At 70.4% G+C, this 25574-nt stretch carries 22 protein-coding genes; 10 read left to right on the forward strand and 12 right to left on the reverse strand.

Features of this window, described 5'->3' with window-relative positions; all coding sequences use genetic code 11:
- Window positions 1-133: 133 nt before the first annotated feature.
- A complete protein-coding gene (locus tag ACIBK4_RS23115) occupies window positions 134-799 on the reverse strand; it encodes a TetR/AcrR family transcriptional regulator (RefSeq protein WP_398997000.1) in 666 nt (221 codons plus the stop codon).
- A gap of 194 nt (window positions 800-993) precedes the next feature.
- On the opposite strand from ACIBK4_RS23115, the gene ACIBK4_RS23120 reads away from it, so the two are divergent.
- Window positions 994-2478 carry an MFS transporter gene (locus ACIBK4_RS23120; RefSeq protein ID WP_398997307.1) on the forward strand — a complete coding sequence of 495 codons (1485 nt, stop codon included), beginning with the start codon at window positions 994-996 and terminating at the stop codon, window positions 2476-2478.
- Window positions 2479-2556: 78 nt separating this feature from the next.
- On the opposite strand, the gene ACIBK4_RS23125 is transcribed toward ACIBK4_RS23120, so the two are convergent.
- Window positions 2557-3480, reverse strand: a complete 924-nt coding sequence (locus ACIBK4_RS23125; RefSeq protein ID WP_398997002.1) for an LLM class F420-dependent oxidoreductase — start codon at window positions 3478-3480, stop codon at window positions 2557-2559.
- Window positions 3481-3691: 211 nt separating this feature from the next.
- Between ACIBK4_RS23125 and ACIBK4_RS23130 the strand changes: the two genes are divergently transcribed.
- The gene (locus tag ACIBK4_RS23130; RefSeq protein ID WP_398997004.1) at window positions 3692-3859 is read left to right on the forward strand and encodes a hypothetical protein; all 168 of its coding nucleotides are present in this window, start codon (window positions 3692-3694) and stop codon (window positions 3857-3859) included.
- Between the two features lie 165 nt (window positions 3860-4024).
- On the opposite strand, the gene ACIBK4_RS23135 is transcribed toward ACIBK4_RS23130, so the two are convergent.
- The 4 genes from ACIBK4_RS23135 to ACIBK4_RS23150 all read right to left on the reverse strand — a co-directional run bounded on the left by ACIBK4_RS23135 (window position 4025) and on the right by ACIBK4_RS23150 (window position 6863).
- On the reverse strand, window positions 4025-4498 hold the full coding sequence (locus tag ACIBK4_RS23135) for a DUF6099 family protein (protein ID WP_398997006.1): 474 nt from the start codon (window positions 4496-4498) through the stop codon (window positions 4025-4027).
- 222 nt (window positions 4499-4720) lie between these two features.
- Window positions 4721-5047 (reverse strand): nucleotide pyrophosphohydrolase, encoded by a 327-nt coding sequence (locus ACIBK4_RS23140; protein WP_398997008.1) that lies wholly within the window; start codon window positions 5045-5047, stop codon window positions 4721-4723.
- On the reverse strand, window positions 5044-6369 hold the full coding sequence (locus tag ACIBK4_RS23145; RefSeq protein ID WP_398997010.1) for an AAA family ATPase: 1326 nt from the start codon (window positions 6367-6369) through the stop codon (window positions 5044-5046). The genes ACIBK4_RS23140 and ACIBK4_RS23145 overlap by 4 nt, the downstream gene beginning before the upstream one ends.
- A 98-nt stretch (window positions 6370-6467) precedes the next feature.
- Complete coding sequence (locus ACIBK4_RS23150) at window positions 6468-6863, reverse strand: cell division protein SepF (RefSeq protein ID WP_398997012.1); 396 nt, start codon at window positions 6861-6863, stop codon at window positions 6468-6470.
- Between the two features lie 198 nt (window positions 6864-7061).
- Between ACIBK4_RS23150 and ACIBK4_RS23155 the strand changes: the two genes are divergently transcribed.
- Both ACIBK4_RS23155 and ACIBK4_RS23160 read left to right on the forward strand, forming a co-directional pair.
- On the forward strand, window positions 7062-11108 hold the full coding sequence (locus tag ACIBK4_RS23155) for a molybdopterin-dependent oxidoreductase (RefSeq protein WP_398997014.1): 4047 nt from the start codon (window positions 7062-7064) through the stop codon (window positions 11106-11108).
- A gap of 198 nt (window positions 11109-11306) precedes the next feature.
- The gene (locus tag ACIBK4_RS23160) at window positions 11307-12983 is read left to right on the forward strand and encodes a hypothetical protein (RefSeq protein WP_398997016.1); all 1677 of its coding nucleotides are present in this window, start codon (window positions 11307-11309) and stop codon (window positions 12981-12983) included.
- A 19-nt stretch (window positions 12984-13002) separates the two neighbouring features.
- On the opposite strand, the gene ACIBK4_RS23165 is transcribed toward ACIBK4_RS23160, so the two are convergent.
- Window positions 13003-13518, reverse strand: a complete 516-nt coding sequence (locus ACIBK4_RS23165) for a YceI family protein (RefSeq protein WP_398997018.1) — start codon at window positions 13516-13518, stop codon at window positions 13003-13005.
- A 121-nt stretch (window positions 13519-13639) separates the two neighbouring features.
- On the opposite strand from ACIBK4_RS23165, the gene ACIBK4_RS23170 reads away from it, so the two are divergent.
- Complete coding sequence (locus ACIBK4_RS23170; protein ID WP_398997020.1) at window positions 13640-14131, forward strand: MarR family winged helix-turn-helix transcriptional regulator; 492 nt, start codon at window positions 13640-13642, stop codon at window positions 14129-14131.
- 21 nt (window positions 14132-14152) lie between these two features.
- Here ACIBK4_RS23170 and ACIBK4_RS23175 read toward each other — a convergent pair whose 3' ends face one another.
- Entirely contained in the window at window positions 14153-15172 is a 1020-nt protein-coding gene (locus tag ACIBK4_RS23175) for a LacI family DNA-binding transcriptional regulator (RefSeq protein ID WP_398997022.1), read from the reverse strand.
- A gap of 216 nt (window positions 15173-15388) precedes the next feature.
- On the opposite strand from ACIBK4_RS23175, the gene ACIBK4_RS23180 reads away from it, so the two are divergent.
- From ACIBK4_RS23180 to ACIBK4_RS23200, 5 genes are all read left to right on the forward strand, one after another.
- Window positions 15389-17311 carry a glycoside hydrolase family 127 protein gene (locus ACIBK4_RS23180; RefSeq protein WP_398997024.1) on the forward strand — a complete coding sequence of 641 codons (1923 nt, stop codon included), beginning with the start codon at window positions 15389-15391 and terminating at the stop codon, window positions 17309-17311.
- 48 nt (window positions 17312-17359) lie between these two features.
- Window positions 17360-18616, forward strand: a complete 1257-nt coding sequence (locus tag ACIBK4_RS23185) for an extracellular solute-binding protein (RefSeq protein ID WP_398997026.1) — start codon at window positions 17360-17362, stop codon at window positions 18614-18616.
- Window positions 18617-18676: 60 nt separating this feature from the next.
- Window positions 18677-19576, forward strand: a complete 900-nt coding sequence (locus ACIBK4_RS23190) for a carbohydrate ABC transporter permease (protein WP_398997309.1) — start codon at window positions 18677-18679, stop codon at window positions 19574-19576.
- A complete protein-coding gene (locus ACIBK4_RS23195; protein ID WP_398997028.1) occupies window positions 19573-20409 on the forward strand; it encodes a carbohydrate ABC transporter permease in 837 nt (278 codons plus the stop codon). The genes ACIBK4_RS23190 and ACIBK4_RS23195 overlap by 4 nt, the downstream gene beginning before the upstream one ends.
- Window positions 20410-20479: 70 nt before the next feature.
- The gene (locus ACIBK4_RS23200) at window positions 20480-22216 is read left to right on the forward strand and encodes an RICIN domain-containing protein (RefSeq protein ID WP_398997030.1); all 1737 of its coding nucleotides are present in this window, start codon (window positions 20480-20482) and stop codon (window positions 22214-22216) included.
- A 9-nt stretch (window positions 22217-22225) separates the two neighbouring features.
- Here ACIBK4_RS23200 and ACIBK4_RS23205 read toward each other — a convergent pair whose 3' ends face one another.
- The 4 genes from ACIBK4_RS23205 to ACIBK4_RS23220 all read right to left on the reverse strand — a co-directional run bounded on the left by ACIBK4_RS23205 (window position 22226) and on the right by ACIBK4_RS23220 (window position 25569).
- A complete protein-coding gene (locus tag ACIBK4_RS23205; protein ID WP_398997032.1) occupies window positions 22226-22825 on the reverse strand; it encodes a sigma-70 family RNA polymerase sigma factor in 600 nt (199 codons plus the stop codon).
- 124 nt (window positions 22826-22949) lie between these two features.
- Window positions 22950-23573: a hypothetical protein gene (locus ACIBK4_RS23210; protein WP_398997034.1), complete on the reverse strand. Its 624-nt coding sequence runs from the start codon at window positions 23571-23573 to the stop codon at window positions 22950-22952.
- A 94-nt stretch (window positions 23574-23667) separates the two neighbouring features.
- Window positions 23668-24342 (reverse strand): 4-carboxy-4-hydroxy-2-oxoadipate aldolase/oxaloacetate decarboxylase, encoded by a 675-nt coding sequence (locus ACIBK4_RS23215; protein WP_366429241.1) that lies wholly within the window; start codon window positions 24340-24342, stop codon window positions 23668-23670.
- 9 nt (window positions 24343-24351) lie between these two features.
- Window positions 24352-25569 carry an aspartate transaminase gene (locus ACIBK4_RS23220; protein WP_398997037.1) on the reverse strand — a complete coding sequence of 406 codons (1218 nt, stop codon included), beginning with the start codon at window positions 25567-25569 and terminating at the stop codon, window positions 24352-24354.
- Window positions 25570-25574: the final 5 nt, after the last annotated feature.

Raw genomic sequence — 25574 nt, forward strand, 5'->3', positions numbered from 1 at the left:
TCCCCCGCCCCGCCCGAGTCCCGCAACCGCACCGTACGGTACGCCGACCGCACAAGTCCCCGTTCCCGAGGGGCCGTTGGGCTCACCGCCCGCTCCCCTTGAACACCCCACCCCCTGAACACCGCGCCCCCGACTACCGCACCGCCCCGCCCGCCAACCGCTCCACCGTCGTGACCGTCTGGTCGACGATCGTGTCGTAGAGGCGGGCGTGGGCTGCCGGCAGACCGGCGAGGAGAGGGCGGAGGGCGTCCGTCGCGGGGTCGGGGCCGGGGGCGTCGTCGAGGAGGGCCGTCATCTCCTCGTCGGGCCTGCGGTAGCCGTCGTAGACGATGTGGCCCAGCATCGTGGAGCAGATGAGCGTCACGGCGAGGGCGAGGTCCTCCTCGGAGAGGCCGGCCGGGGTGAGGATCTCGTGCAGCCGGGTCAGGCCGGGGAGCCAGGCGGGGTGCCGGGTGGTCGTCATGTACGGCATGAGCTGGGGGTAGGGGCGGAGGTTGGCCCGGCCCGCCCGCATCCAGGCGCGGAGCCGGTCCGGCCAGGGGCCCTCGGCGATGGGGGCGCGTTCCATGGCTTCCAGGACCTGGTCGGCGGTCGCCTGGAGGAGGGCGTCGCGGTCCGGGAAGTAGCGGTAGAGGGCCATGGGGGCGGCGCCGACGACGTCGGCCACGCGCTTGATGGTGAGGGAGACGGCCGGTTCGGCGAGCAGCACCTCGACCGCGCCCTCGACGATCCGCTCCCGCGACAGCCGGGGCGGGCGCCCCCTGCCCCTGCGGCCGGAACCCGTCACCACCTGCGTCATCCGCTGTGCCTCTCCGTCCGCGACAGCCGTGCCCGGACAGGGGAAGGCTACCGCTCCGGCAGTTCCCGATCCCGTCCGCACTTATTTTGCGTACGTCATACGAAAAACATGCCAGACTCATTTCGTTCAGCCCCGTGTCGCACGCACCAGCACGCATCACCACGCATCTGCACGCACCCGCCGGAGGCTTCGCCATGTCCGCGTCCAGCTCCCCCTCCCCACCCGTCCCCGTCGAGGGGGTCGGGCCGTCGCGCTCCGGCGCCGTCGTCTGGGTCCTGGCGCTCGGCGGCATCACCGTCTCGCTGATGCAGACGCTGATCATCCCGATCGTGCCGGAACTCCCCAAGCTGCTGAACTCCTCGCCGTCCGACGCCACTTGGGCAATCACCGCGACCCTGCTCGCCGGTGCCGTCGCCAACCCGGTCGTGGGACGGCTCGGGGACATGTACGGCAAGCGGCGGATGCTGCTGCTCAGCCTGGTGCTGCTGATCGTCGGGTCCGTGATCGGCGCGCTCAGCGACACCCTCGTGCCGATGATCGTCGGGCGGACCTTCCAGGGCGTCTCCATGGCCGTCATCCCGCTCGGCATCAGCATCATGCGGGACGAACTCCCGCCCGAGCGGCTGGGATCGGCGACCGCGCTGATGAGTGCGTCGCTGGGCGTGGGCGGTGCGCTCGGGCTGCCGACGGCCGCGTTCATCGCCGAAAAGGCCGACTGGCACGTGCTGTTCTGGACGGCGGCGGTGCTCGGTGCCGTAGTGACAGCCCTGGTGGTGACGCTCGTACCGGAGTCGGCGGTGCGCAGCGGCGGCCGGTTCGACGTGGTCGGCGGCGTCGGGATGTCGATCGGTCTGGTGTGTCTGCTGCTCGCCATCTCCAAGGGCGCGGACTGGGGTTGGGGCAGCGGCACGACAACAGGCCTGTTCGCCATGGCGGTTGTGGTGCTGCTGGTGTGGGGCTGGTGGGAACTGCGTACCGTACGGCCGCTGGTCGATCTGCGCACCACCGTCCGCCGCCAGGTCTTGCTGACCAACCTCGCGTCCGTGGTCTTCGGCTTCGCCATGTTCGCGATGTCCCTGGCCGTACCGCAGTTGCTCCAACTCCCCACCCTCACCGGCTACGGCCTCGGCCAGACCGTCCTCGCGGCGGGCCTCGCGCTCGGCCCCTCCGGCCTGGTGATGATGGCGACGGCACCGCTCTCCGCCCGTATCTCGGCGGCGGCGGGCCCCAAGGTCACCCTGATGCTGGGCGCGCTGATCGTGGCCGCCGGTTACGGCCTGGGGGTCGTCATGATGGCCGCGGTCTGGCAGGTCGTGGTGGTGTGCTGCGTGATCTCGGCGGGGGTCGGTTTCGCCTACGGCGCGATGCCCGCGCTCATCATGGGCGCCGTCCCGCTCTCCGAGACGGCCGCCGCGAACAGCCTCAACAGCCTGATGCGGTCCATCGGTACGTCCGCCTCCAGCGCCGTCGCCGGAGTCGTCCTGGCCCACATGACGACGACCTTCGGCTCCCTGACAGTCCCCTCGCACAACGGCTTCCGCGTGATCATGGGCATCGGTTCGGCGGCGTCCCTGGCGGCCCTGGTGCTGGCCGCGTTCCTGCCGGGACGGCGGACGCCCGCGCTCGCGGAGGTACCGGCGACGGCCACCGCCGGTGCGGCGGCGCCGAGTTCGAGCTAGAGGCTGTCGAACCAGAGCCTGCTGCGGGCGGGGTCGACACACCCCGCCCGCAGCACAACTGCCGGTCCTGCGACGGGACTACGACAACTGGGTCTGCACCTGGGCCGAGATCAGCTCCAGGTGGTCCAGGTCGGCGAGGTCGAGGACCTGGAGGTACATGCGCCGGGAGCCGATCTCGGCGTAGCGGCCGATCTTGTCGACGACCTCGGACGGGGTGCCCGCGAGGCCGTTCTCCTTGAGTTCGTCGACCTCGCGGCCGATGGCGGCGGCACGGCGGGCGACTTCCTGGTCGTCCTTGCCGACGCAGACGACGAGGGCGTTGGAGTACGTCAGGTCGTCGGCCTTGCGGCCCGCTGCCTCGGCGGCGGCGCGGACCCGGCCGAACTGCCGCTCGCTGTCCTCGATGGAGGCGAACGGCATGTTGAACTCGTCGGCGTACTGCGCGGTCAGCCTCGGCGTGCGGCTCGCGCCGTGACCGCCGATGAGTACCGGGATCTTCGCCTGCGCGGGCTTGGGCAGCGCGGGCGAGTCGGTGAGGTCGTAGTACGTGCCGTGGAAGTCGAAGGTGTCGCCGGGCTTGGTCGCCCACAGCCCGGTGACGATCGCGAGCTGCTCCTCCAGGCGGGCGAACTTCTCCTTCGGGAACGGGATGCCGTACGCCTTGTGCTCCTGCTCGAACCAGCCCGCGCCCAGGCCGAGTTCGACCCGGCCGCCGGACATCTGGTCGACCTGCGCGACCTGGATGGCGAGGACGCCGGGAAGGCGGAAGGTGGCCGCCGTCATCAGCGTGCCCAGGCGGATGCGCTTGGTCTCGCGGGCGAGGGCGCCCAGGGTGATCCAGGCGTCGGTGGGACCGGGGAGGCCGTCACCGGAGCCCATGGCGAGATAGTGGTCGGAGCGGAAAAAGGCGTCGAAGCCCAGATCCTCGGTGGCCTTGGCCACGGCGAGCAAGGTGTCGTAGGTCGCCCCCTGCTGGGGCTCGGTGAAGATACGCAGATCCATGCCTCCATCCTGCACGCCGGGGTCCCGGTCAACCCCACCGGTCCCGCCGGGCGCTCCCGTCCCCGGTCGGGTGAAAATCCGTCAACCGTGCGCACGGAGGGCGACCGCGCCAGTGACCGGCCCCGTCGATGATCGTTGGCTCGGGCGGAGCCGGACCGCCCGGATTCCCGCCTCCTCCTCGCCGGGGAGGCCGCGGGCCGAGGAGGCCGTCATGTCCGAAGAAGCCGTGCCGCAGCAGGGTGGACCTGCGCAACCCAAGGGGCTGTTGCAGCAGATGGAGGAACTGATGGCGTCCCTGAACGCGGACCTGTCAGCCCTGGACGCGGACTTGCAGTCGACCGCGAGCACAGGCTCGGCACCGGCCGAGGAGACCGGCTGACCGCTTCGCCTTTGACACAGGCCGAGTGAAGCGCCCCGAAAGGGGCGCGGGGCTGTGTCGATATGCGGCTCCGCCGCGGGGCGCGACCAGCCACGACGGCGTCGCGCAGACCCCACGAACCGCAACGACTACGGCGCTCCCCTCACCCCGCCCCGACCGCCAAGGTCACCCCGCTTCACGCTCCGGTACCGCCGCAGCTTCCCGGTCCGCCAGCCTGCGCAGCATCTCCAGCACCCGGTCCCGGGACTCGTCCGCCGCGTCGATCGCCTCCATGCACTGCCAGTACGTCCCCTCGTCGTCCGCCGCGCAGGCGATGCCCACGAGGGCGATCCCGACCTCCCCGAGCAGACCCCCCAGGCACAGCAGGGCAAGCCGCGCGTCACCCAACTCCGTGAGCTGGGCCGCGCGTAAGTCCTCGATCGCGAGGACCGGGGTGTCCAGCACCCCGCAGCCCCGGCCCGCCAGCTCGGTCAACCCCAGTGCCTCGCCCCGCAGTTCGGGTGGACCGAAGACCGCGAGGCGGCTGCCTATCGCCTGGGCGAGAGCCTGCGCCTGCCACACCTCCGTCATGGTCTCCGGCACGTCGCCGCTGCCGGCCAGGGCGCGTCTGCTCGCCACGATGAGCCGCATCGCGTCCATGCGCTGCCCCTGTCATATCCCGACGTGCTGTTCGCACGCCCGCCCGAACTCCCCTGTCCACTACCCAGAGTGAGAGTCCCTGAGACGAAAAGCCAGAGGAAGGCGGAAATCTGTGGACAACAAATCGGTTGCGGACAGATGAATGACTCCGGAGAGTGAAAATGGACGCGCCGACTCCTCCAAACGGACTCCAATTGATCGGCGCGCCCGAGGAGTTGTCGGCTACGACGCCGGGAACCTGCCCTCGTTCCGGTCGATCTTCGCGTCCAGCGCGGCGAGCGGATCGACGCCGAGCACCTCGCAGAGTTGGAGCAAGTACGCGAGGACGTCGGCGACTTCGTCCCGCACCCGGTGCGCGCTGTCCGGGTCGTCCATCACCCGCGTCGACTCCTCGGGGGTCAACCACTGGAAGATCTCGACGAGTTCGGCGGCTTCCACGCTGAGCGCGGAGACGAGGTTCTTGGGGGTGTGGTACTTCTGCCAGTTCCGCGCGGCCGCGAACTCGGCCAGTCTGCGCTGCAGTTTCGCCACGTCGAGATGTTCTGTCACGGGTCCAGGTGTACCACTGTGACGCCGTCGACCTGTGTGGCCCAGGACGCGTCGCTCACCGCGCCGACCAGCCGGATGTGCCCGCGCTCGCACATCCGGGCCGCGAGCCGCAGCAGTTCGACCCGTTGCCGTACGTCCACTCCCCGGTCGAGGCCGTCGGCGAGGACGGTGAGGGTCTGCATCGCCGCCGGGACCTCGCCGGGCGGGTCGACCTCCAGGACGCCGGGGCCGGTGAGGAGGACCAACGCGAGGGCCGCGTACCGGAGTTCGCCGTCGCCGAGCCGTTCGAAGCCGGTGCGCAGGCCGTCGCCCCGGTCGAGGACCGCGCGGACCATGCCGTCGGCCAGCGGTTCCGCGAGGACGTCCGTCACCGGCCCGGCGCACCCCGTACGCACCGCCGTGACGAACTGCCCATGTCGTCGCCCGCACTCGCTCCGGGTGCGCCACAGCACGTCGGCGAGGTTGCCGCAGTCCCGCAGCAGCCGCCCGTCGCCGATCGGGACGACGTCACGCATCCGCCCGGGTACCGGATCGCAGGCGAAGACGGAGCGCAGGGCGACCACCATCTGCTCGGCGGCGGCGATGACGTGGCGCTGTCCGTCCGTCTTGCCGGCGACGCGCAACGGCAGCAGCGCGGTGCCGAGCCGGTCGTCCGGCAGGGGTGCGCGGGTGACCGGCGACGAACCCCCCGTGTGCCAGGCGGCCTGCACGGTACGGCGGGACGGGTCGCGCAGTGCCGTCTCCAGCAGGACAAGGCCGCCCGACGTCAACCGCTCGCCCACGATGCGCAGTTCGGGCTCGGCCTGCACGGCGACGTCGAGCCGCACCGCGCCCTCGGGCCCGTCCGCCGTACAGCCGATCCGGAACCCGCGCCGGCGCTGGGCGTCGGGACGGGCACGTTCCGGGACGCAGGCGACCGGGTCCGGGAAGACCTCGCCGACCGCGCTCCCGGCGCCGAGCCGCGCGAGTGCCTCGTACGCCCGCAGCGCGCTCGTCTTGCCGCAGCCGCTGGGGCCGGTGAAGAGGGTGAGCGGGCCGAGCGGGAATCCGGCGCCCCGGTGGGTGGCGAACGCCGACAGTCGCAGCTCGGTGAGGTGCGGGCGGTCGGGGTACGCCTCGACGGGCCCGGGGTCCGTCGGCGTAGGCGTCCGCGACGACGGCGGGGCGAGGCCGGCCGACGGCTCCGGCGTGGGCCGGGTCCGGAACGAGGCTTCGGGTGAGCGCCCCTGCGGTGGCACGGACTCGGACGACCGGGAGGACGCGGGCGACGCGGGGAACCGGGAGGAGCCGGACGACTGGGGCGACTGTGCTGACACGGTCATAACCGGACCGTAGGCCTCCGCCGTCAGGCGAACCGTTCCGCCCCGGGGACCTTCCTACGATCGAGGGACCGCCCCACCAGCCTCGCCGCCGGAGCGACTCACACCCCCGGAACCCCCGCCCCCTCCATCAGCCCCTGCACCTCGGTCCCCGGCGGTGTGAGCAGGAACACGTTCCGGTCGACGCGGGTCATCCCGCTGGACAGGCCGAAGACGACGCCGGTGCTGAAGTCGAGCACCCGCTTGGCGACTTCGGTCTCCGCGCCGGTGAGGTCGAGCAGCACCGGTATGCCCGCCATCAGGGTCTCCGCGACCTCGCGGGCGTCCCCGAACACATTCACGCGGAGGACGACGAAGCGGCGGCGCGGCTCGGTCTCGGCCTCGGGTATCGCACGGTGGCCCACGGCGGACGGCCAGGCGTCCCGTCCCCGCAGCGGCACTACCTGGGCGAGCCCTTCCCACTGTTCGTCGGTGACATCGTGGCTGTTCACCGGCATGCTCCGTCCTGGGTCGCGCTGGCAGTCTGCATCCGGCAATTGTTGCGCACTGTCACCCGTTCGGCCCAACTGCGACACACTCCGCGACAAGATCGGGCGCATCTCACAGTGCCCCCCGGCCGGTTGTGCACCGGGCGTAACCCCTCATGATCGGGCCGCGTGACCTCGGCGTAACGGGCAATTCGTACGGTCTACGGCATGACGAAGCCCCCCACGCGACAGGTACGGACGGTCTGCTCGTACTGCGGTGTGGGCTGCGGCATGCTGCTCGACGTCGGTGCGGGCCCCGACGGCAGCCCTACGGTCCTCAGGGCGTCCGGCGACAAGGCGCACCCCGCGAATCGCGGGCGGCTCTGCACCAAGGGCGCGACCACGGCCGAGATGCTCGCCGCACCGGGCCGGCTCACCGGCGCGCTGGTCCGGGACGAGCGCGGCGAGGAGCCGGTGCCGACACCTGTGGCCGACGCGATCGCCGAGACCGCCCGGCGACTCCGGCAGATCGTCGACGAGCACGGGCCGGACGCGGTCGCCCTCTATGTCTCCGGCCAAATGAGCCTGGAGGCGCAGTACTTGGCGAACAAGCTGGCCAAGGGGTTCCTGCGGACGAACCAGATCGAGTCCAACTCCCGGCTGTGCATGGCGAGTGCAGGCGCCGGTTACAAGTCGTCGCTGGGCGCTGACGGGCCGCCGGGGTCGTACGAGGACTTCGAGCGGGCGGACGTGTTCCTGGTCATCGGCTCCAACATGGCCGACTGCCACCCGATCCTGTTCCTGCGGATGATGGAACGGGTCAAGGCGGGCGCCAAGTTGATCGTCGTCGACCCGCGCCGGACCGCTACGGCGGCGAAGGCGGACCTCTTCCTGCAGATCTCGCCGGGCACCGATCTCGCCCTGCTCAACGGCCTGTTGAGGCTGCTGCACGAGAACGGCCACACCGACCCGGAGTTCATCGCCGCGCACACCGAGGGTTGGGAGGCGCTGCCCGACTTCCTCGCCGACTACGCGCCGGACGCCGTCGCCGCCCTCACCGGTCTCGCCGAGGACGACATCCGTACGGCGGCCCGGCTGATCGGCGAGGCGGGTGAGTGGATGAGCTGCTGGACGATGGGCCTCAACCAGTCCACCCACGGCACCTGGAACACCAACGCCCTCGTCAACCTCCACCTCGCTACGGGCGCGATCTGCCGCCCCGGCAGCGGCCCGTTCTCCCTCACCGGCCAGCCGAACGCGATGGGCGGCCGCGAAATGGGCTACATGGGCCCGGGGTTGCCGGGCCAGCGATCCGTACTGGTCGACGCGGAACGGGAGTTCACCGAGGAGATCTGGGGCCTGCCGCCCGACACGATCCGCGCGGACGGGGTCGGCCGGGGCACGGTCGAGATGTTCCGGAAGATGGCCGACGGCGACATCAAGGCCTGCTGGATCATCTGCACCAACCCGGTCGCCTCGGTCGCCAACCGCCGTACCGTCATAGAGGGGTTGGAGGCGGCGGAGTTCGTCGTCACCCAGGACGTCTTCACCGACACCGAGACCAACGCCTACGCCGACGTCGTCCTCCCCGGCGCGATGTGGACCGAGTCCGAGGGCGTCCTGATCAACAGCGAACGCACCCTCACCCTGGCCCAACCCGTCGTCCCCCCACCCGGCGAGGCACTGCCCGACTGGCGGATCATCGCGTCCGTCGCCTGCGCGATGGGCTACGAGAAGGGCTTCTCCTACGACAGCGCGGAGCAGGTCTTCGAGGAGCTACGGCAGTTCTGGAACCCGGTGACCGGCTGGGATCTGCGCGGGGTGACGTACGAGCGGCTGCGGTCCACGCCGGTGCAGTGGCCGGCGGCAGAAGGCGGGCCCGACCGCAACCCCATCCGGTACGTGGGCGGGGGCGAGCCGCGCTTCCCAACTGCCAGTGGACGAGCCGTCTTTCACGCCCGCCCGCACATGCCGGCCGCCGAACTCCCCGACGACGACTACCCGTTCGTCCTCAACACCGGGCGGCTCCAGCACCAGTGGCACACCCTGACGAAGACGGGCAAGGTCGCCAAGCTCAACAAGCTGAACCCCGGGCCCTTCGTGGAGCTCCATCCGCAGGACGCACGGGAGTTGGGGATCGCGGAGGGCGACTCGGTGGAGGTCGCGTCCCGGCGGGGGCGGGCGGTGCTGCCTGCGGTGGTGACCGACCGGGTGCGGCCGGGGAACTGTTTCGCACCGTTCCACTGGAACGACCTCTTCGGCGAGTATCTGAGCGTCAACGCGGTGACGAGCGACGCGGTGGATCCGGTGTCGTTCCAGCCCGAGTTCAAGGTGTGCGCGGTGTCGTTGACGAAGGTGGCATCGGCGCCCACACCGGCACCGGCTCCAACAGCGGTCGCCGACACGGCAGTTGTCCCGACCGCCGTCATCCCGGGCGCGAACCCCTTCGGCCTCGACCCGGCCCCGCCGCCCGTCCTCACGGCCCAGGAACGCCTCTACCTGACCGGCTTCCTCGCGGGCATCGAATCCGGCGCCCCGGGTGTGCCCACGCTCCCGCCGGACGCGCCCTTCAGCGCCGAACACGCGCTGTGGGTCAACGGCGTGCTCGCCGGGATGTACTCGCGATCGGCGACCTCTCCCCCACCGCAACCCCACCAACAGCCGCACCCCACCCGGCAGATAGTCGTCCTGTGGGCCTCGCAGACCGGCAACGCCGAGGAGTTGGCGGCGGCCACCGCAGAACGGCTGGGCTCGGCCGGGCACCGGGCCTCCCTGCTCGGCATGGACCAGGCCGACCTCGGCACGCTCCCGGCCGGTGCCGATCTCCTCTTCATCACGAGCACGTTCGGCGACGGCGACGCCCCCGACAACGGCTCCGGCTTCTGGGACACGCTCGCGGGCGAACAGGCGCCCCGGCTGGACGGAGTGCGGTTCGCGGTGCTCGCCCTGGGCGACTCGTCGTACGACGACTTCTGCGGGCACGGTCGCCGACTGGACGCACGGCTCGACGAGTTGGGCGCGGTGCGGCTGACCCCGCGTACGGACTGCGAGCCGGACTTCGAGCCATCGGCGGACGCGTGGCTGGGGCAGGTGCTCACGGCACTGGGCGCCGGGACGGCTCCCGAGACCACAGTCCGCAAGTCACCCGCCCGGTCCCCCAAGCCCGCCCCCACCACCGCCCGGCTCATCGGCAACCGCCTGCTCAGCCGCCCCGGCGCGGGCAAGGAGGTCCGCCGGTTCACCTTCGACACCAGCGGCACCGACCTGACGTACGAGACCGGTGACGCGCTCGGCGTCCGGCCGGTCAACTCGCCCTCCCTGGTGGACGAATGGCTCACCGCCACCGGCACCGACGCCTCAACAGTCTTAGAACTGGACGGAATTGGGGAGCTGTCCTTCGGCGAGGCGCTGCACCGGCAGTGGGACATCACCCGGATCACGCCGGATCTGCTGCGGTTCGTGGCCGAACGGGCCCGGGACGACCGGGAGTTGCGGAGGCTGTTGCGGCCCGACAACAAGGACCGGCTGGCGCAGTGGTGTTGGGGGCGGCAGGCGGTGGATGTGCTCGCCGAGTATCCGGTGGAGGCGGGGGCCGAGGAGTGGGCCGGAGTGCTCAAGAGGCTTCAGCCGCGGCTGTATTCGATCTCGTCCAGTCCGCTCGTCGATCCGCACAGTGTGTCGCTGACGGTGTCGGTGGTGCGGTTCGAGAGTCTCAATGGGCGTCCGCGCGGCGGGGTTTGCTCGCCGTTCCTGGCGGACGCGGAGGCGGGGACCGAGGTTCCGGTGTTCGTGCAGCGGTCGCCGCATTTCCGGCCGCCCGCCGATCCCGCGACGCCGATGGTGATGGTCGGGCCCGGCACCGGGGTCGCGCCGTTCGTCGGTTTCCTTCAGGAGCGGCGCGCGCTCGGGCATTCCGCGCCGAACTGGCTGTTCTTCGGGGAGCAGCATCGGGCGACGGACTTCTACTACGAGGAGGAGTTGGCGGGGTTGTCGGACGAGGGGACGCTCGCCCGGCTCGACACGGCGTTCTCCCGGGACCAGCGCGCGAAGGTGTATGTGCAGGACCGGATGCGGGAGCACGGGCCGGAGTTGTGGCACTGGTTGCGGGAAGGCGCGCACTTCTATGTGTGCGGGGACGCCTCGCGGATGGCGAAGGACGTGGATCGCGCGCTGCGGGACATCGCGGTCGCGCACGGGGGGATGGACGAGGCCGAGGCGGGTGCGTATGTGAAGCAACTGGCGGCGGCGAAGCGGTATGTGCGCGATGTTTACTGAATGAACTGATGGCCATGGACAGTTGAACAAAGCCGTTCGAGTTTGTCCCATTTAGACCATGGCGAGGGGTTCTTACCGGTCTCACACCGGAATCTTCTCGACTCCGGACACCCTGCTCACCGGGCGCGATTAGCGTCCCGTCTCGTGCACTTGGCAGAAACACAACAGGTGACACCCGGTCGGCGGACACAGTCGGCGGTGTCCGCCCCGGAACCTCCCGCGCAGTGGCACCGCATCCTCACCCTCCTCGCCGACATCAGTCTGTTCATCGGCGTCCGGCCGGTGTGGACGCAGGCCGCCAGTCACCGGCTCGTGGTGGCGGCGGTCGTCTGCCTCTGTTACGCCTCGATCCTGGTGTGCGGGGTGCTGACCCTGGTGGTCCGCCGGGCGCGCTCGCTGGCCCGGATCGATCTCGTCGTGCTGGTGACCGCGGTCCTGCTGGCGCTGTCCGCGTGGTCCGTGTTCCACTCCGGCGGCGACGAGGCGGTCCTCACCACCCAGGCCGCCAAGGAGCTGGTCGCCGGACACCCGATCTACGGCCAGCCCTGGCCCTGGCTCTTCCACCCCAGCCAGGGCGTCGCCCTCACCCCGACGGTGACCGGCGGCTACGACTACACCTACGGCTATCCCCCGCTGGAAACGCTGCTCACGGCGCCCCTCCTGTGGATCGGGCACGGCGGCGCCCCCGCGACGGCCGTCGCGACCGGCGCGCTGATCGCGGCCGCGATCCTGATGTGGCGCCTGCTGCCGACGCAGTGGCGCTCGGCGGCCACCATGGCGTGCCTGGGGCTGGGCCTGCTTCCGACCTACGGCCGTCAGGGCTATCCCGCCGTGCTCGCGCTGGCGTTGCTGGTGCCGGTGGTGATCCGCTGGCCCCGGATCGGCAGGGGCGGGCGGCTCGGCCCGGCCGGGATCGCCCAGGCCGCGTGCCTGGGTGCGGCCTGCGCGGCGCAGCAACTCCCCTGGTTCCTCACGCCGTTCCTGCTCGCCGGGATCTACGCCGTGCGGCGCGGTGAACTCGGCGCCCGGCAGGCCGGGTTGGTACTCCTGCGTGTCATCGGGGTCGCCGTCACCGTCTGGCTGCTGATCAACACGTACTTCATCGTGCACGAGCCGAGCACCTGGCTGAGGGGCATCGCGCTGCCGCTGACCCAGGGCGCGGTGGTGCACGGCCAGGGCCTGGTGGACATCTCGCTGTACTTCACGAACGGCAGCGACCGGCTCGACTGGTACTCCCACGCGAGCATGCTGCTGGCGGCGGGCCTGCTGGCCGTATTCGTGCTGTTCGTACGGCGGTTGGGGCCGGCGGCGACCGTCCTGCCGTGGTGCGCCTTCTATCTGGCGACGCGTTCGCAGGACGGCTACTACCTGCTGATGACGCCGTTGTGGCTGGCGGCGGCGGTGACCGCGCCGATCGCCGAGTTCCGGGACGCGTGGCAGCCGCGCCCCCGGCTGCTGTCCGGCCCGCACCGCCGGCAGGCCCGGGTCGCGGCGGCCGTGCTGCTGGTCACGCCCGCGCTGGCGAGTGCGGCCGTGGCGGCGACGGGGGCACCGCCGATGGACATGCGACTCACCGGTGTGCGGCGGGCGTTGCCCACCGTCGTGACCCGGCTGACCCTCAAGGTGACCAACTCGTCCGGCGACGCGCTGACGCCCCACTACACGCTCACCACGGGCCAGGGCATGAGCAGGTACTGGTCCCAGGTGGGCGGCCCGGCGACGCTGCCCGCGCACAGCACGGAGACCGTCGAACTCCGGCCGCCCAACGGGTCGTTCACGCTGCCGCACAAGAAGGTCCGGATCCGGGTGCGCGCGTTCACCGCCACCCCGCAGACGCTGTCCAGCTCGGACATCCGGCTGCGGCCCACGGACTGACCGGCCGCTTGACGGTCCGTCAGGCGGCCGTACGCAGGAAGCGGAGCGTGGTGGTGACCGTGGTCAGGCCGCGCAGCATGCCCAGTTGGTTCCAGCCGAGGCCGAACTGGTCGCGGTCCACGGTGAATTCGGCGTCCAGCGTGAGCGCCTCGCCGGTCGCGTCCTTGAGGCGGGCCGTGAAGGTCTGCGGGCGGCTGATGCCGTGGACGGTCAGCTGACCGACGACGTGCACGGCGTCGCCGTCGCGCAGCTCCGCGCTGCGCACCGCGAAGGTGATCTCCGGGAACTTGTCGGTGTCGAACAGGTCGGCGGACCGCAGATGCTTGTCGCGCTTGGCGTTCTTGGTGTCCAGGGAGGCGGCGTCCAGGGTCAGCGTGCCGATCGCGGAGCCGTCGCCCCGGACCTCGCCCTGGCCGTTGACGGTGCCGAAGGTGCCCTTCACGTTGACCAGGCCCCACATCGTCTTGTGGCTGATGCCCACGGTGGAGGCGGCCTGGTCGAGCTGCCACACCCCGGTCTCGACGGCGACGGTCATGATCTCTCCCGCTGGTTCCGGTAGTCCAAATTTGAATGAGCTGTGCGGGCCTCACGCTAGCCCATTATCCAAATCTGGACAACCATCTCCTCCAAAATTGGACAACAGGTAGACTCGTCGCATGGCCGACCCCGTAGAGCGCCCCGCCGACCAGCCCGAATGTCCGTCCCTGCGGGGCGACGGGCTGCTCCCGCCCGAGCTGCGCGCGTGGATGCTGCTGCTGGCGGCGACGGGGGCGGTGGAGCAGGAGCTGCGCTCGGTCGTGAAGGGGAACCTCGACGTCTCGCACGACGAGTTCCTGGTGCTGTGCCTGCTGGCCGAGCAGCCCAAGGAGGGGCTGCGAATGACCCGGATCGCGGAGCTGCTGGGCCGGCCCAAGACCCGGCTGACCTATCAGATCGCGTGTCTCCAGCACGCGGGTCTGGTCACCCGGAAGTCCGTCTGCGGCGACAAGCGCGGCATCGAGGTCGCCCTCACCGAGAAGGCGACCCAACTCCTGCGCGAGGCCTCCGAGTCACTCGCCGAGACGGTCAGGCGCGGGCTCACCCAGTTCGTGGGACGTGAGCAACGGGAGGCCCTGAACGCCCTGTTCCCCGATCGCGCCGTCAACTGACGCCGTTCTCCCACGACTTCCTCAGCTGGACTCCCGCACCACCAGCCGGCACGGCACCGTGTGCAGCCCCGGCGCGGGGTCGGCGTCGATCGCCTCCAGGAGCCGCAGGGCCGCGATCCGGCCGATCTCGGCGAGGCTCATGTCGATGGTCGTGAGGGGCGGGCGGCTGGCCAGGGCCATGGTGTCCCAGTTGTCGTAGCCGACCACGGCGATGTCGGCGGGGACGCCCACCCCGCGTTCGCGCAGCGCGTCCGTCACACCGCGCGCGATCTGGTCGTTGCCGCAGAAGAAGGCGTCCGTGTCGGGTGCCGTGCGCAGGACCGCGTCTGCGGCACGGCGGCCCCATGCCTCGCTCCACTCGCCGAAGTGGACGCGTCCGGTGGCGAGTTCGAGCCCGGCGCCCTTCAGATGATCGCCCGCGAACCGGGCCCGGTCACGGGCGGCGGCGTGGTGGGCCGGGCCGGTGACATGCGCGATCCGGGTGCGTCCGGTGGCCAGCAGATGGTCTACGGCCAGGCGGGCGCCGCCCTCGTCGTCGGAGACCACGGAGGTGTCATCCGGGGCGGTGGACGGGGACAGCGCGTAGACCACCGGGACCTCGTCGACGCCGGTCAGCGGCGGGCGCGGGTCGGTGCGGCGGCCGGTGACGATGATGCCGTCGACGCGGCGGTCCATGAGGTTGCGCAGATGGTGCTGTTCGCGGATCGCGTCGCCCCGGGTGTCGCACAGCAGCACGGAGATCTTGCCGGCCCCGAGCGCGTCCTCGGCGCCCAGCAGCACCGGTGTGGAGAACCGTCCGATGCCGTCCGTGGTCATCAGCCCGACGGTCCAACTCCGGCCGGTGTGCAGGCTCTGCGCGTTCTGGTTGGGCCGGAAGCCGAGGGCCTCCACCGCGTCCAGCACCCGCTGCCGGGTCTCGGGCCGCATCCGCCCGCCGCCGTTCAACGCCTTCGACGCGGTGCCCACGCTGACGCCCGCGAGCGCGGCGACATCGGTGAGTCTGGCCCGGCCCGCGGAGGGTGAACGGGAAGCAGCGGTCACGGGCGATCCTTTTCCTCCACGTCGGCGCTCCACGTCGGCGACGACGGCCTCATCGGCGACAGTAGCAGCCCCTGGGCAAGCTGAAAAAACCTTTGCCCAACCACTTGACCCCACTCTCCGCCGTCCCCTCTACTCTCCTCCAGGAAAACGATTGCGCATACGCGTCCCACCGCGCTCCAGAGAAGCCCTCCTGAACCTGAGAAGAACCGGAGAGCCATGTCCCGCATCCCTTCCGCCCCCTCCCCCACCGGCCCGGTCCGGCTCGGCCCCGCCGCCCGCGCGGCGCTGCGCCCCGCCACCGCCGCCGTCGACGCGGGCTTCTGGCACACCCGCCGCGAGGTCAACGCCCGGGTCTCCCTCCCCCAGGGCCCGGAACTGCTGGAGTCGGCGGGCAATCTGCACAACCTGCGCCTGGCGGCAGGCACGATCGAGGGCGAGTACCAGGGCGCGTACCCGTTCGTCGACACCGACGTCTACAAGTGGCTGGAAGCCGCCTCCTGGCAGCTCGCCCAACAGCCCGGCGGGGAACTGCAGTCGGAGGTCGACCGGATCATCGCCCTGGTCGCCGCCGCCCAGCGGCCGGACGGCTACCTCAACACCTGGTTCCAGGTGCGGGAGGGCGGCGCACGCTACCAAGACCTGCGCTGGGGCCACGAGTTGTACTGCGCGGGCCATCTGATCCAGGCGGCGGTGGCCCACCACCGGACCACCGGCCGCCCCGAACTCCTCGCCGTGGCAAGCAGGTTCGCCGACCACCTCGGCCTGACCTTCGGACCGCCCGGCAGCGGCAGACCGATCGACGGCATCGACGGCCACCCCGAGATCGAGACCGCCCTGGTCGAGCTGTACCGGGAGACCGGCGACCGCCAACACCTCGACCTGGCCGGCTACTTCGTCGACCGGCACGGCCACGGCCTCCTCGGCGGCGAGGCCTACTGCCAGGACCGCGTCCCGGTCCGCGAGGCGACCATCGTGGAGGGGCACGCCGTACGGCAGTTGTATCTGCTGGCGGCGGTCGCCGACCTGGCCACCGAGACCGAGGATCCCGAACTCCGGTCGGCGGCCGAGCGGTTGTGGCACGCGATGACCACGACCAAGACGCACCTCACCGGCGGACTCGGCGCGCACCACGACGAGGAGGACTTCGGCGACCCGTACGAACTGCCCAACGAGCGCGCCTACTGCGAGACCTGCGCCGCCATCGCCTCCGTCCAGTGGAGCTGGCGCATGGCCCTGCTCACCGGCGAGGCCCGCTACTCCGACCTGATCGAACGCACCCTGTACAACGGCTTCCTGGCCGGAGTCTCCCTGGACGGCGAGCGCTGGCTGTACGTCAACCCGCTCCAGGTCCGCGACGGCCACACCGACCCAGGCGGCGACCAGTCGGCCCGCCGCACCCGCTGGTTCCGCTGCGCCTGCTGCCCGCCGAACGTCATGCGGCTGCTGGCCTCCCTGGACCACTACCTCGCGTCCGGCGACGAACAGGGCCTGCAGATCCACCAGTTCACCACCGGCCACTACTCCTACGGCGAGATGTCCGTGCGCGCCGAGACCGACTACCCCTGGCACGGCACGATCACCCTCACCGTCGAGGACACCCCCAACCGGCCGTGGACCCTCTCCCTGCGCGTCCCGCAGTGGTGCCGCGAATTCCGGGTGCGGGTCGGGGAGTTGGCGTACGACCAGACGGACGCGCCGGTCGAGGACGGCTGGCTGCGGCTCGAACGGGCCTGGGCGCCGGGCGACTCGGTCGTCCTGGAGCTGGTGCTCGAACCCCGGCTCACCGCGGCCGACCCGCGCGTGGACGCCGTGCGCGGCTGTGCGGCGATCGAGCGCGGGCCGCTCGTGTACTGCCTGGAGCAAGTGGACGTCCCCGGCGGCGGTCTGGACGACATCGTCCTCGACCCCACGCGACCGCTCGCCGTGAAACACCGCCCGGATCTGCTCGGCGGGGTCACCACCGTCGTCGCGGCCGGGTACCACAGGCGCCTTGCGGAGGAGGGGAGTTGGTGGCCGTACCGGGCCGCCGGACCCGACACCGCACCGGCCGGCGACCTGGTCGAGCTCACCGCGATCCCCTACTACGCGTGGGCCAACCGGCAGGACGGCAGCATGCGCGTCTGGCTGCCGACCTCCTGAACTCCCTAGTCCTTCAGCCCGGTTCACCCTGACAACGAGGTCACTCCCGTGCGAAACACCCGCCGAACCCACCGAACCCGCAGAACCCTCCTCATCGCGCTCACCGCGACCGGCGCGCTCGTCTCCGTCGCCGCGTGCGGCTCCGGCTCCTCCTCGTCCTCCTCCGGCGACTCCAAGACGTACGCCTTCTGGGACCCGTACCCGCAGTTCGACGCCTCCTCCGACTGGGGCAAGCGGGTCGCGCAGTGCGGTACGCGGGCCGGGGTGAAGATCAAGCGGACCGCGTACGACACGACGGACCTGGGCAACAAGGCGCTGCTCGCCGCCCAGCAGGGCAACGCGCCGGACGTGATGCTGGTGGACAACCCCGTCGTCTCCACGCTGGTCGAGGCGGGCATCCTCAACAAGACCAGCGACCTCGGGCTCGACACGTCGTCGATCCAGAAGAACATCATCGGCGCGGGCACGCTGGGCGGCGCCGCGTACGGGATACCCGTGGGGGCCAACACCCTTGCCCTCTACTACAACAAGAAGATCCTGGCCGCCGCGCACGTCGATCCGGCCTCCGTGAAGGACTGGGCCTCGCTGACTGCCGCCCTGAAGAAGGTCAAGGCCACGGGGAAGAAGGGCATCACGTTCTCCGCGATCAACACGGAGGAGGGGAGCTTTCAGTTCCTGCCCTGGTTCTGGGGTGCGGGTGGGGATCTGACCAAGCTCAACTCGCCCGAGGGGGCTGCCGCGTTGGGCTTGTGGAAGCAGTGGGTGGATTCCGGGTATGCGCCCAAGGACGTGCTCAACAACACCCAGACCACGAGCTGGCAGGAGTTCGCGACCGGGGAGTACGCGTTCAGTGAGAACGGAACGTGGCAGCTCGGGAACGCGGACAAGGCGGGGTTCGGGTACGGGATCGTCAACATCCCCGCGCGGAACGGGGGTTCGGCGCCGGTGCCGACCGGGGGTGAGTTCGTCACCGTGCCGGTGCAGAAGGATACGGCTCGGTATGACGTGAGCAAGAAGATCGTGACGTGTCTGACCAGTGCGACGAGTTTGTTGGCGACCGATACGACGTTGATGTATGTCGCGCCTACCGCCGCTGTGCAGGCGCAGCAGGTGGCCAAGAACGCGGAGTTGAAGCCGTGGGTAGCGGCCGTTGCCGCTGCGCGGGGGCGGACGAGCGGTGGGCTTGGTACCAAGTACCCCACGATTTCCCAGCCGTTGTGGACGGCTGTGCAGTCGGCGTTGTCCGGGGGGAAGAGTCCGCAGGCTGCGTTGGATGTGGCTCAGTCCGCTGCCGGCAAGGGTTGAGGGGTCGTGGTACATCTGCGGGTCGGTGGGGGCTGGTCGCGCCCCGCGGCGAAGCCGCATATCGATACAGCCCCGCGCCCCTTTGGGGCGCGCCACCTGAGCGCCCTTGCCTTCGTGGCCCCGCTCCTCGTCTACCTCGTTGCCTTCTACGCCTATCCCCTCTTTCGCAATCTCGATCTGAGCTTGCGCGACTACACCGTTCGGTCGTTTGTGCAGGGGGATGCGCCCTTCTCCGGCTGGCGTAACTTCTCGACCGTTCTGCATGATCCGACGTTCTGGTCGGCGATGCGGCACACCATGGTCTTCACCTTCGTGTCGATCGTCTTTCAGTACGTCATCGGGCTCGCGCTCGCTGTCTTCTTCAATCGGCACTTCCGACTGGCGTCCACGTTGCGGGCGTTGTTTCTGATTCCGTGGTTGTTGCCGTTGATCGTGTCGGCGTCGACCTGGTCGTGGATGTTCAACAGTGAGTCGGGGGTGGTGAATTACGGGCTTCATCTGGTCGGGGTCGAACCGGTCGGGTGGCTCACCTCGCCGGACTGGGCGTTGACGTCGGTGATCGTGGCGAACATCTGGATCGGGATCCCGTTCAATCTGGTGATCCTCTACAGCGGCCTGCAGAACATTCCGGCGGAGTTGTACGAGGCCGCCGCCCTGGACGGGGCCGGTGCCTGGCAGCAGTTTCGGCGGATCACCTTTCCGTTGTTGCGGCCGGTGTCCGCGATCACGCTGTTGCTCGGGCTGGTCTACACGCTCAAGGTGTTCGACCTGATCTGGATCATGACCAAGGGTGGGCCGGGTGATTCCTCGTCCACGCTCGCCACCTGGTCGTATCAGCTCGGATTCGGCACGCTGCTGCCGAAGTTCGGGCCGGGGGCGGCCGTCGGCAACATCCTCATCCTCATCGCGCTCGTCTTCGGGCTGCTGTACATCCGCGTGCAGAGGAGGCAGGAGACATGAAGCCGGGAGGTCTGAAGTCCCTTACGGGCAAACGGCGTTACACCGTCGTCGGGCTGCTGCTCACCGCGCTCATGCTGTTCCCGGTGTACTGGATGCTGAACGTGTCCCTCACCCCGCAGCAGGACATGCGCAAGTCCCCGCCCGACCTGTTCCCGCTGCACCCCACGTTCGAGGGCTACCGGGCGGTGCTCGACGACCAACTCCCCTACCTGGGCACCAGTTTGCTGATCGGGATCGGCACGGTCGCCCTGACGCTCGTGATCGCCGCCCCGGCCGGCTACGCACTGGCGAAGCTGCGACCGCGCGCCGGGGGCGCCCTGGGCCTGGCCCTGCTGATCGCCCAGATGATCCCGGGCATCGTCATGGCGATGGGCTTCTACGGCATCTTCCTCGACCTCGGTCTGCTCAACTCCTGGTGGGGACTGATCGTCGCGGACTCCACCATCGCCGTGCCGTTCGGCGTCATGATCTTCACCGCGTTCATGTCGGGCATCCCCGGCGAGCTGATCTCGGCCGCCCTGATCGACGGCGCCGGCACCTGGCGCACGTTCCGGTCGGTCGTTCTCCCGCTGAGCCGCAACGCGATCGTCACGGTCTCGCTGTTCGGCTTCCTGTGGGCCTGGTCCGACTTCGTCTTCGCCAACACCCTGGACGGCGGCGGTACTTGGCGGCCGATCACCCTCGGCATCTACAAGTACATCGGCAACAACAACCAGGAGTGGAACGCGATCATGGCCACCGCCGTCGTCGCGTCGATCCCGGCAGCCGCCCTCCTGGTCCTCGCCCAGCGCTACGTGGCCGCGGGTGTCACCGCGGGCGCGGTGAAGGACTGACCACATCTCCAACTGACCTCGACTTTCAACTCCCCACCGGCACAACCACCTTCCTGAGGAGATCCATGTCATGAGCCGCACATCCCTCAGAGCCATCCTCGGTGCCACGATCCTCACGGCCGCCGCCGCACTCGGCAGTGCCGCCCCCGCCCAGGCCGCCCCCACCGCCGCGACCACCCTGATCGTCAACGCGGCCTCCTCCCTGCGGTCGGTCACCCATGTGGCGACCGGCAGCCTCTACGGCCTGGCCGACGCGAGCACCCCCGCCGACAGCCTGGTCACCCCGCTCAAGCCGAACACCTTCGTGCAGATGGCGCCGGGCGGCGCCCAGTTGCCGAACGGTGAGCCGAAGCCCGCCGGTGACGCGCTCGTCGTAGCGTCCAAGGCTGCCCGCGCCGGGGCCAAGGTGGTGGTGCGGATGCCCGACTGGTATCCGAACTTCCCCTACCAGTGGGTGAGTTGGAGCGACTGGCTGTCCGCCGTGGACAAGCAGGTCGCGTCCGTGAAGTCCTCCGGCGCCACCAACATCGCCGCCTACGAGCTGTGGAACGAGCCCGACTGGACCTGGAACACCTCGGCGGCCGGCGCCTTCGACGCCGGCTGGGCGACGACGTACAGGGAGGTCCGGGCGAAGGACGCCAACACGGCGGTCCAGGGGCCGAGTTACTCGGCGTGGAACCAGAGCTGGATGAGTACCTTCCTCACCGACGCCAAGGCGAGCGGCACGCTCCCCGACATCGTCAGCTGGCACGAGTTGCAGGGGTCGTCGGGTATCGCCGCGCACGTGGCCGCGTACCGGTCGCTCGAATCGAGCCTGGGCATCAGCCCGCGCCCGATCTCGATCGAGGAGTACGGCACGACGAGCGAGGTCGGTGTGCCCGGCCAACTGGTGGGCTATGTCGCCAAGTTCGAGCGGGCGGGCATCCATGACGCCGAGCTCGCCTTCTGGAACCACTACGGCACCCTCGGCGACACCCTGACCGACACGGGCGGCTCGCCCAACGGGTCGTACTGGCTCTACAAGTGGTACGGCGACATGTCGGGCACCATGCTCACCACCACTCCCCCGGCCCAGACCGGCATCGACGGCGCCGCCGCGCTGACCGGCGACGGGAAGCAGGTCAGTGTCGTCTTCGGGGGTGGGGTCGGGTCAACTGCCGTGCAGGTCAACGGGCTTGGGTCGCTCTCCGGCTTCGGCAGTACCGTGCACGTCAAGCTGGAGTACACGCCCTCGAAGGGGCGGACCACGGCCGTATCGGCGCCGGTCACCATCTCCGACGCCACCTACACCGTGTCGAACGGGTCGATCACCGTGCCCGTCGCGATGAACGCCTCCGACGGTTATCACCTGGTCGTCACGCCCACCGGGACCTCGGCCTCGCTGGCGGGGACATACCAGATCAAGAACAAGAACAGCGGGCTGGCGCTGGACACGCAGGGGGCCGCAACTGCCCAGGGGACGGCGGTCGTTCAGGCGACGTCGGGCACCGGCGGCAGTCAGTCGTGGACGCTGACCGCCGCCGGGTCCGGGCTCTACAAGATCGCCAACAAGGCGAGCGGGCTGCTGCTGGGCATCACCAACGCCGGTACGGCGGACGGCGGTACCGCCCTGATCTGGGGCGACAACGGCACCGCCGACCACCTGTGGCAGCTGATCCCGGCCGGGGACGGCACGTACAAGATCGCCAACTACAACAGCGGGCTGCTGCTCGGTGTGACGAACATGAGTACCGCCTCCGGTGCGCAGGTCCTGCAGTGGGACGACAACGGGACGGCCGACCATCTGTGGAGCCTGACCGCCCGCTAGCGACCCCGGCTAGAGGGTGCGCACGGCGCCCCCTTCTGCCAGCAGGTCCACGAGGGTCGCCCGGGCTCGGGCGACCCTCGAACGGACCGTCCCTACGGGGCAGTTGGTGAGTTCCGCCGCCTCGGCGTAGGGCAGGCCGAGGAGTTGGGTGAGGAGGAACGCCTCGCGGCGTTCGTCCGGGAGGAGGGCGAGCAGGTCGAGGAGGGCCACGCCGTCGTCGAAGCCGGGGAGGCCGCGGGGCTGGGCGCGTTCCACGGCGAGCTGCCAGTCCTGGACGTCGGAGAGGCGGGGGCGGGTGGCGGCTCGGCGGTAGCTGTCGATCACCGCGCGGCGGGCGATGGACAGCAGCCAGGTGCGGGCGGAGGAACGGCCCTCGAAGCCGTGCAGGCTGCCGAGTGCCCGGAGGAACGTGTCCTGGGCGAGGTCGTCGACCGCCTGCGGGTCGGCGCAGAGGTGGGAGACGTAGCGCAGGACGTCCCGGTGCAGCGCGCGCACGAGATGGTCGACGGCCGCGGGGTCGCCGTGGCGGGCGGCGAGCGCCCAGTTGGTCAGCGACTCGTCGCTCGACTCCGTCACGTCGGGCGAGGCGGGCAGGGTAGGAGTGATCACCTGAGGTCCTTCTCGGTCACCGTGAAAGGGGATCGGCCGTCCCGCGGCGCTTGGAAGAGGCGGGGCGCGGGGGTACGGCCGAGGCCCGGGGCGCGTAGGCGCTGCCCCGGGGTGCCAGCTGTCGTCAGACGACAGCCGTCCCCGGCGGCGGACCCCGCGAGGTGATCGCGTGGACGAGAAGGAGCAGCCGCGGCGCCCGGTCGGAACGGGGGTGGCTCGGGCGCAGGCGTGGGCGGTGCGGTGGGGCGGGGAGTGCGAGCAGCAGTCGTAGCGGAGCCGCGAGTCGGGTGGCCACGGCGCGCAGGACGCGGAACGCGGCGCGCTCGCCGTGGGCCAGCCACAGGCCGCAGAGCAGGGCGGCGAGGAGGTGGGCGGTGAGCATGCCGGGCGAGGACGTGCCGCCGGTGGGGCCGGCCGACATGTGAGTCATGTCCATGGAGTCCGTGGCGCTCATGCGCATGGAGCCCATGTCCATGGACGCCGGCTGAACCGTCGCCGGCTGTGCCAGCGAGAACGCCGAGTGGAGGGCGGCCTGGGTGGCGACGACAAGGGTCACGATCAGCGGGAGGCCGCGTTCACGGCCCGCCAGGGACCAGCCCGTCACGGCGGTCGCGGCGAGTCCGGCGGCCAGCGCCCAGGCGGGGACGTGGCGGCCGGACATGAGGACGTGGCCCAGGGCGGCGAGCACCACACAGACGGCCGCGAACATCGCGGCCCGTACCGTGCGCGCACCCCACCCTGCCGTCATGGCGCCTCATCCTGGCATCCGAACCTGGGTCTCAGCCGTGGGTACGGTAATTCCGGGCTCGGTGCTCAGTCGTGGTGGTCGCCTCGGGCCCGTCCTACTCCTCGATCACGAGGCCCTTCGCCGCGAGCACCGGCGCGAGGTTGCACATCTCGACGACCGTCCTGCCCGCGCGGTACGCGGCGATGAACCCGGCCTCGGCGTCGATCCGTTCCTGCGAGAGGGTGATCGCCTCGGCGGCGTCCTCGCGGCGGACGACGACCACGCCGTCGGCGTCGGCGCGCATCACGTCGCCGGGGCGGACGAGTACGCCGCCGACGGTGATCGGCTCGCACATCGGGCCGACGGTCTCCTTGACCGTGCCCTTGATGCAGACGCTGCGGGAGAAGACCGGGAAGCCCAGGGCGCGCAGGTCCTCGGTGTCGCGGACGCCCGTGTCGGTGATCAGACCGGCGAGGCCCTTGGACTGGCAGGCGTTGGCGAGGACGTCGCCGAAGGAGCCGGCCTCCTCGTAGTTGCCGGCCGAGACGACCACGACGTCGCCGGGGCGGGCGTAGGCGATGGCGGTCTGGAGCATGAGGTTGTCGCGCGGGGCGCACTGCACGGTGAAGGCGGGGCCGCACAGGGACATGGTGTGGTCGACCGGCTTGATGGCCGAGTCCAGCGCCCCGAGACGGCCCTGCGCCTCGTGGATGGTCGCCGAGGAGAACTCGCTCAACTGCTTGACCAGGGCCTCGTCCGGACGCTCGAACTTGGTGCTGACGCGGATCATGGTGACCTTTCAGACGGAAGGGGCGGAGGACGTCAGTGCGGCGCAGGCCGTCGCTATGCGCTCGCAGGCCTCGGTGAGGATGTCCGTCGAGGTGGCGAAGGAGATACGGAAGTAGCCCGGGGCGCCGTACGCGGCTCCGTGGATCACCGCCACCTGCTGGTCGTCGAGGAGGTAGCGGGCGAAGTCCTCGTCGTTCTCGATGCGGGTGCCGGCCGGGGTGAACTGCCCTATGGCTTCCCGGCAGTTGACGAGGAGGTAGAAGCCGCCGTCCGGAACCGTACAGCTGAGCTGCGGGACGTCGTTGACGAGCTTCACCGTCTCGTCGCGGCGGGCGCGGTAGACGCGCACGGTGTCCTGCACGAAGTCCTGCGGTCCGGTGAGCGCGACGGCCGCGGCGGCCTGGCTCACGGAGGACGGGCACGAAGAGGTCTGGGACTGAAGGGTGTTGATCGCCGTCACCAGGTCGGCAGGACCGACCCCGTATCCGATACGCCAGCCCGTCATCGCGTACGTCTTGGAGACACCGTTGGTGAGGAACACCCGGTCGGCCAGGCGGGGTTCGACGGCCGCGAGGGACCCGGCGCTCTCGTCGCCGTACCAGATCTCGTCGTAGATCTCGTCGGTGAGGACGCCGACGTGCGGGTTCGCCAGCAACACCTCGGCGAGGGCGTGGAGTTCGGCGGTGGTGTAGGCCGATCCGGTGGGGTTTCCCGGGGTGTTGAGGACGACCCAGCGGGTGCGTTCGGTGATCGCCGCGGTGAGGCGTTCCGGGGTGAGCTTGAAGCCCTCCGCCTCGGGGCAGTCGACGATGACCGGGGTGCCGTCGTTGGCGCCGACCATGTCCGGGTACGACACCCAGTACGGGGCGGGGATGACGACCTCGTCGCCCTCGTCCAAAGTCGCCATCAGGGCGAGGAAGATGACCTGCTTCGCGCCGCCGCCGACGGTGATGTTCGCGTCGGTGACGTCGAGGCCGTGGCGCTCGCGGAGTTTGCCGGCGATCGCTGCGCGCAGGGCCGAAGTGCCGTTCACCGGCGTGTACTTGGTCTCGCCCGCCTCGATGGCCTTGATCGCGGCGGCCTTGACGTGGTCCGGGGTGTCGAAGTCGGGCTCGCCCACGGTCAGGTCGAGGATGGTGAGCCCCTGGCTCTTCAACTCCCGTACGCGCTGGGCCGCCGCCGTGCTCGGCGAGGGCTTGATACGGCCGAGCCGTGCTGCCGTCTTCACGGTGA

The organism is Streptomyces sp. NPDC050528, assembly GCF_044457795.1.
In the GTDB taxonomy this organism is placed as follows: domain Bacteria; phylum Actinomycetota; class Actinomycetes; order Streptomycetales; family Streptomycetaceae; genus Streptomyces.

Bases quoted from the DNA above. Each gene is read 5' to 3' on its own strand.
- ACIBK4_RS23115 (WP_398997000.1), bottom strand. From the start codon at position 799: ATGACGCAGGTGGTGACGGGTTCCGGCCGCAGGGGCAGGGGGCGCCCG.
- ACIBK4_RS23120 (WP_398997307.1), top strand. From the start codon at position 994: ATGTCCGCGTCCAGCTCCCCCTCCCCACCCGTCCCCGTCGAGGGGGTC.
- ACIBK4_RS23125 (WP_398997002.1), bottom strand. From the start codon at position 3,480: ATGGATCTGCGTATCTTCACCGAGCCCCAGCAGGGGGCGACCTACGAC.
- ACIBK4_RS23130 (WP_398997004.1), top strand. From the start codon at position 3,692: ATGTCCGAAGAAGCCGTGCCGCAGCAGGGTGGACCTGCGCAACCCAAG.
- ACIBK4_RS23135 (WP_398997006.1), bottom strand. From the start codon at position 4,498: ATGGACGCGATGCGGCTCATCGTGGCGAGCAGACGCGCCCTGGCCGGC.
- ACIBK4_RS23145 (WP_398997010.1), bottom strand. From the start codon at position 6,369: ATGACCGTGTCAGCACAGTCGCCCCAGTCGTCCGGCTCCTCCCGGTTC.
- ACIBK4_RS23150 (WP_398997012.1), bottom strand. From the start codon at position 6,863: ATGCCGGTGAACAGCCACGATGTCACCGACGAACAGTGGGAAGGGCTC.
- ACIBK4_RS23155 (WP_398997014.1), top strand. From the start codon at position 7,062: ATGACGAAGCCCCCCACGCGACAGGTACGGACGGTCTGCTCGTACTGC.
- ACIBK4_RS23165 (WP_398997018.1), bottom strand. From the start codon at position 13,518: ATGACCGTCGCCGTCGAGACCGGGGTGTGGCAGCTCGACCAGGCCGCC.
- ACIBK4_RS23170 (WP_398997020.1), top strand. From the start codon at position 13,640: ATGGCCGACCCCGTAGAGCGCCCCGCCGACCAGCCCGAATGTCCGTCC.
- ACIBK4_RS23180 (WP_398997024.1), top strand. From the start codon at position 15,389: ATGTCCCGCATCCCTTCCGCCCCCTCCCCCACCGGCCCGGTCCGGCTC.
- ACIBK4_RS23195 (WP_398997028.1), top strand. From the start codon at position 19,573: ATGAAGCCGGGAGGTCTGAAGTCCCTTACGGGCAAACGGCGTTACACC.
- ACIBK4_RS23200 (WP_398997030.1), top strand. From the start codon at position 20,480: ATGAGCCGCACATCCCTCAGAGCCATCCTCGGTGCCACGATCCTCACG.
- ACIBK4_RS23210 (WP_398997034.1), bottom strand. From the start codon at position 23,573: ATGACGGCAGGGTGGGGTGCGCGCACGGTACGGGCCGCGATGTTCGCG.
- ACIBK4_RS23215 (WP_366429241.1), bottom strand. From the start codon at position 24,342: ATGATCCGCGTCAGCACCAAGTTCGAGCGTCCGGACGAGGCCCTGGTC.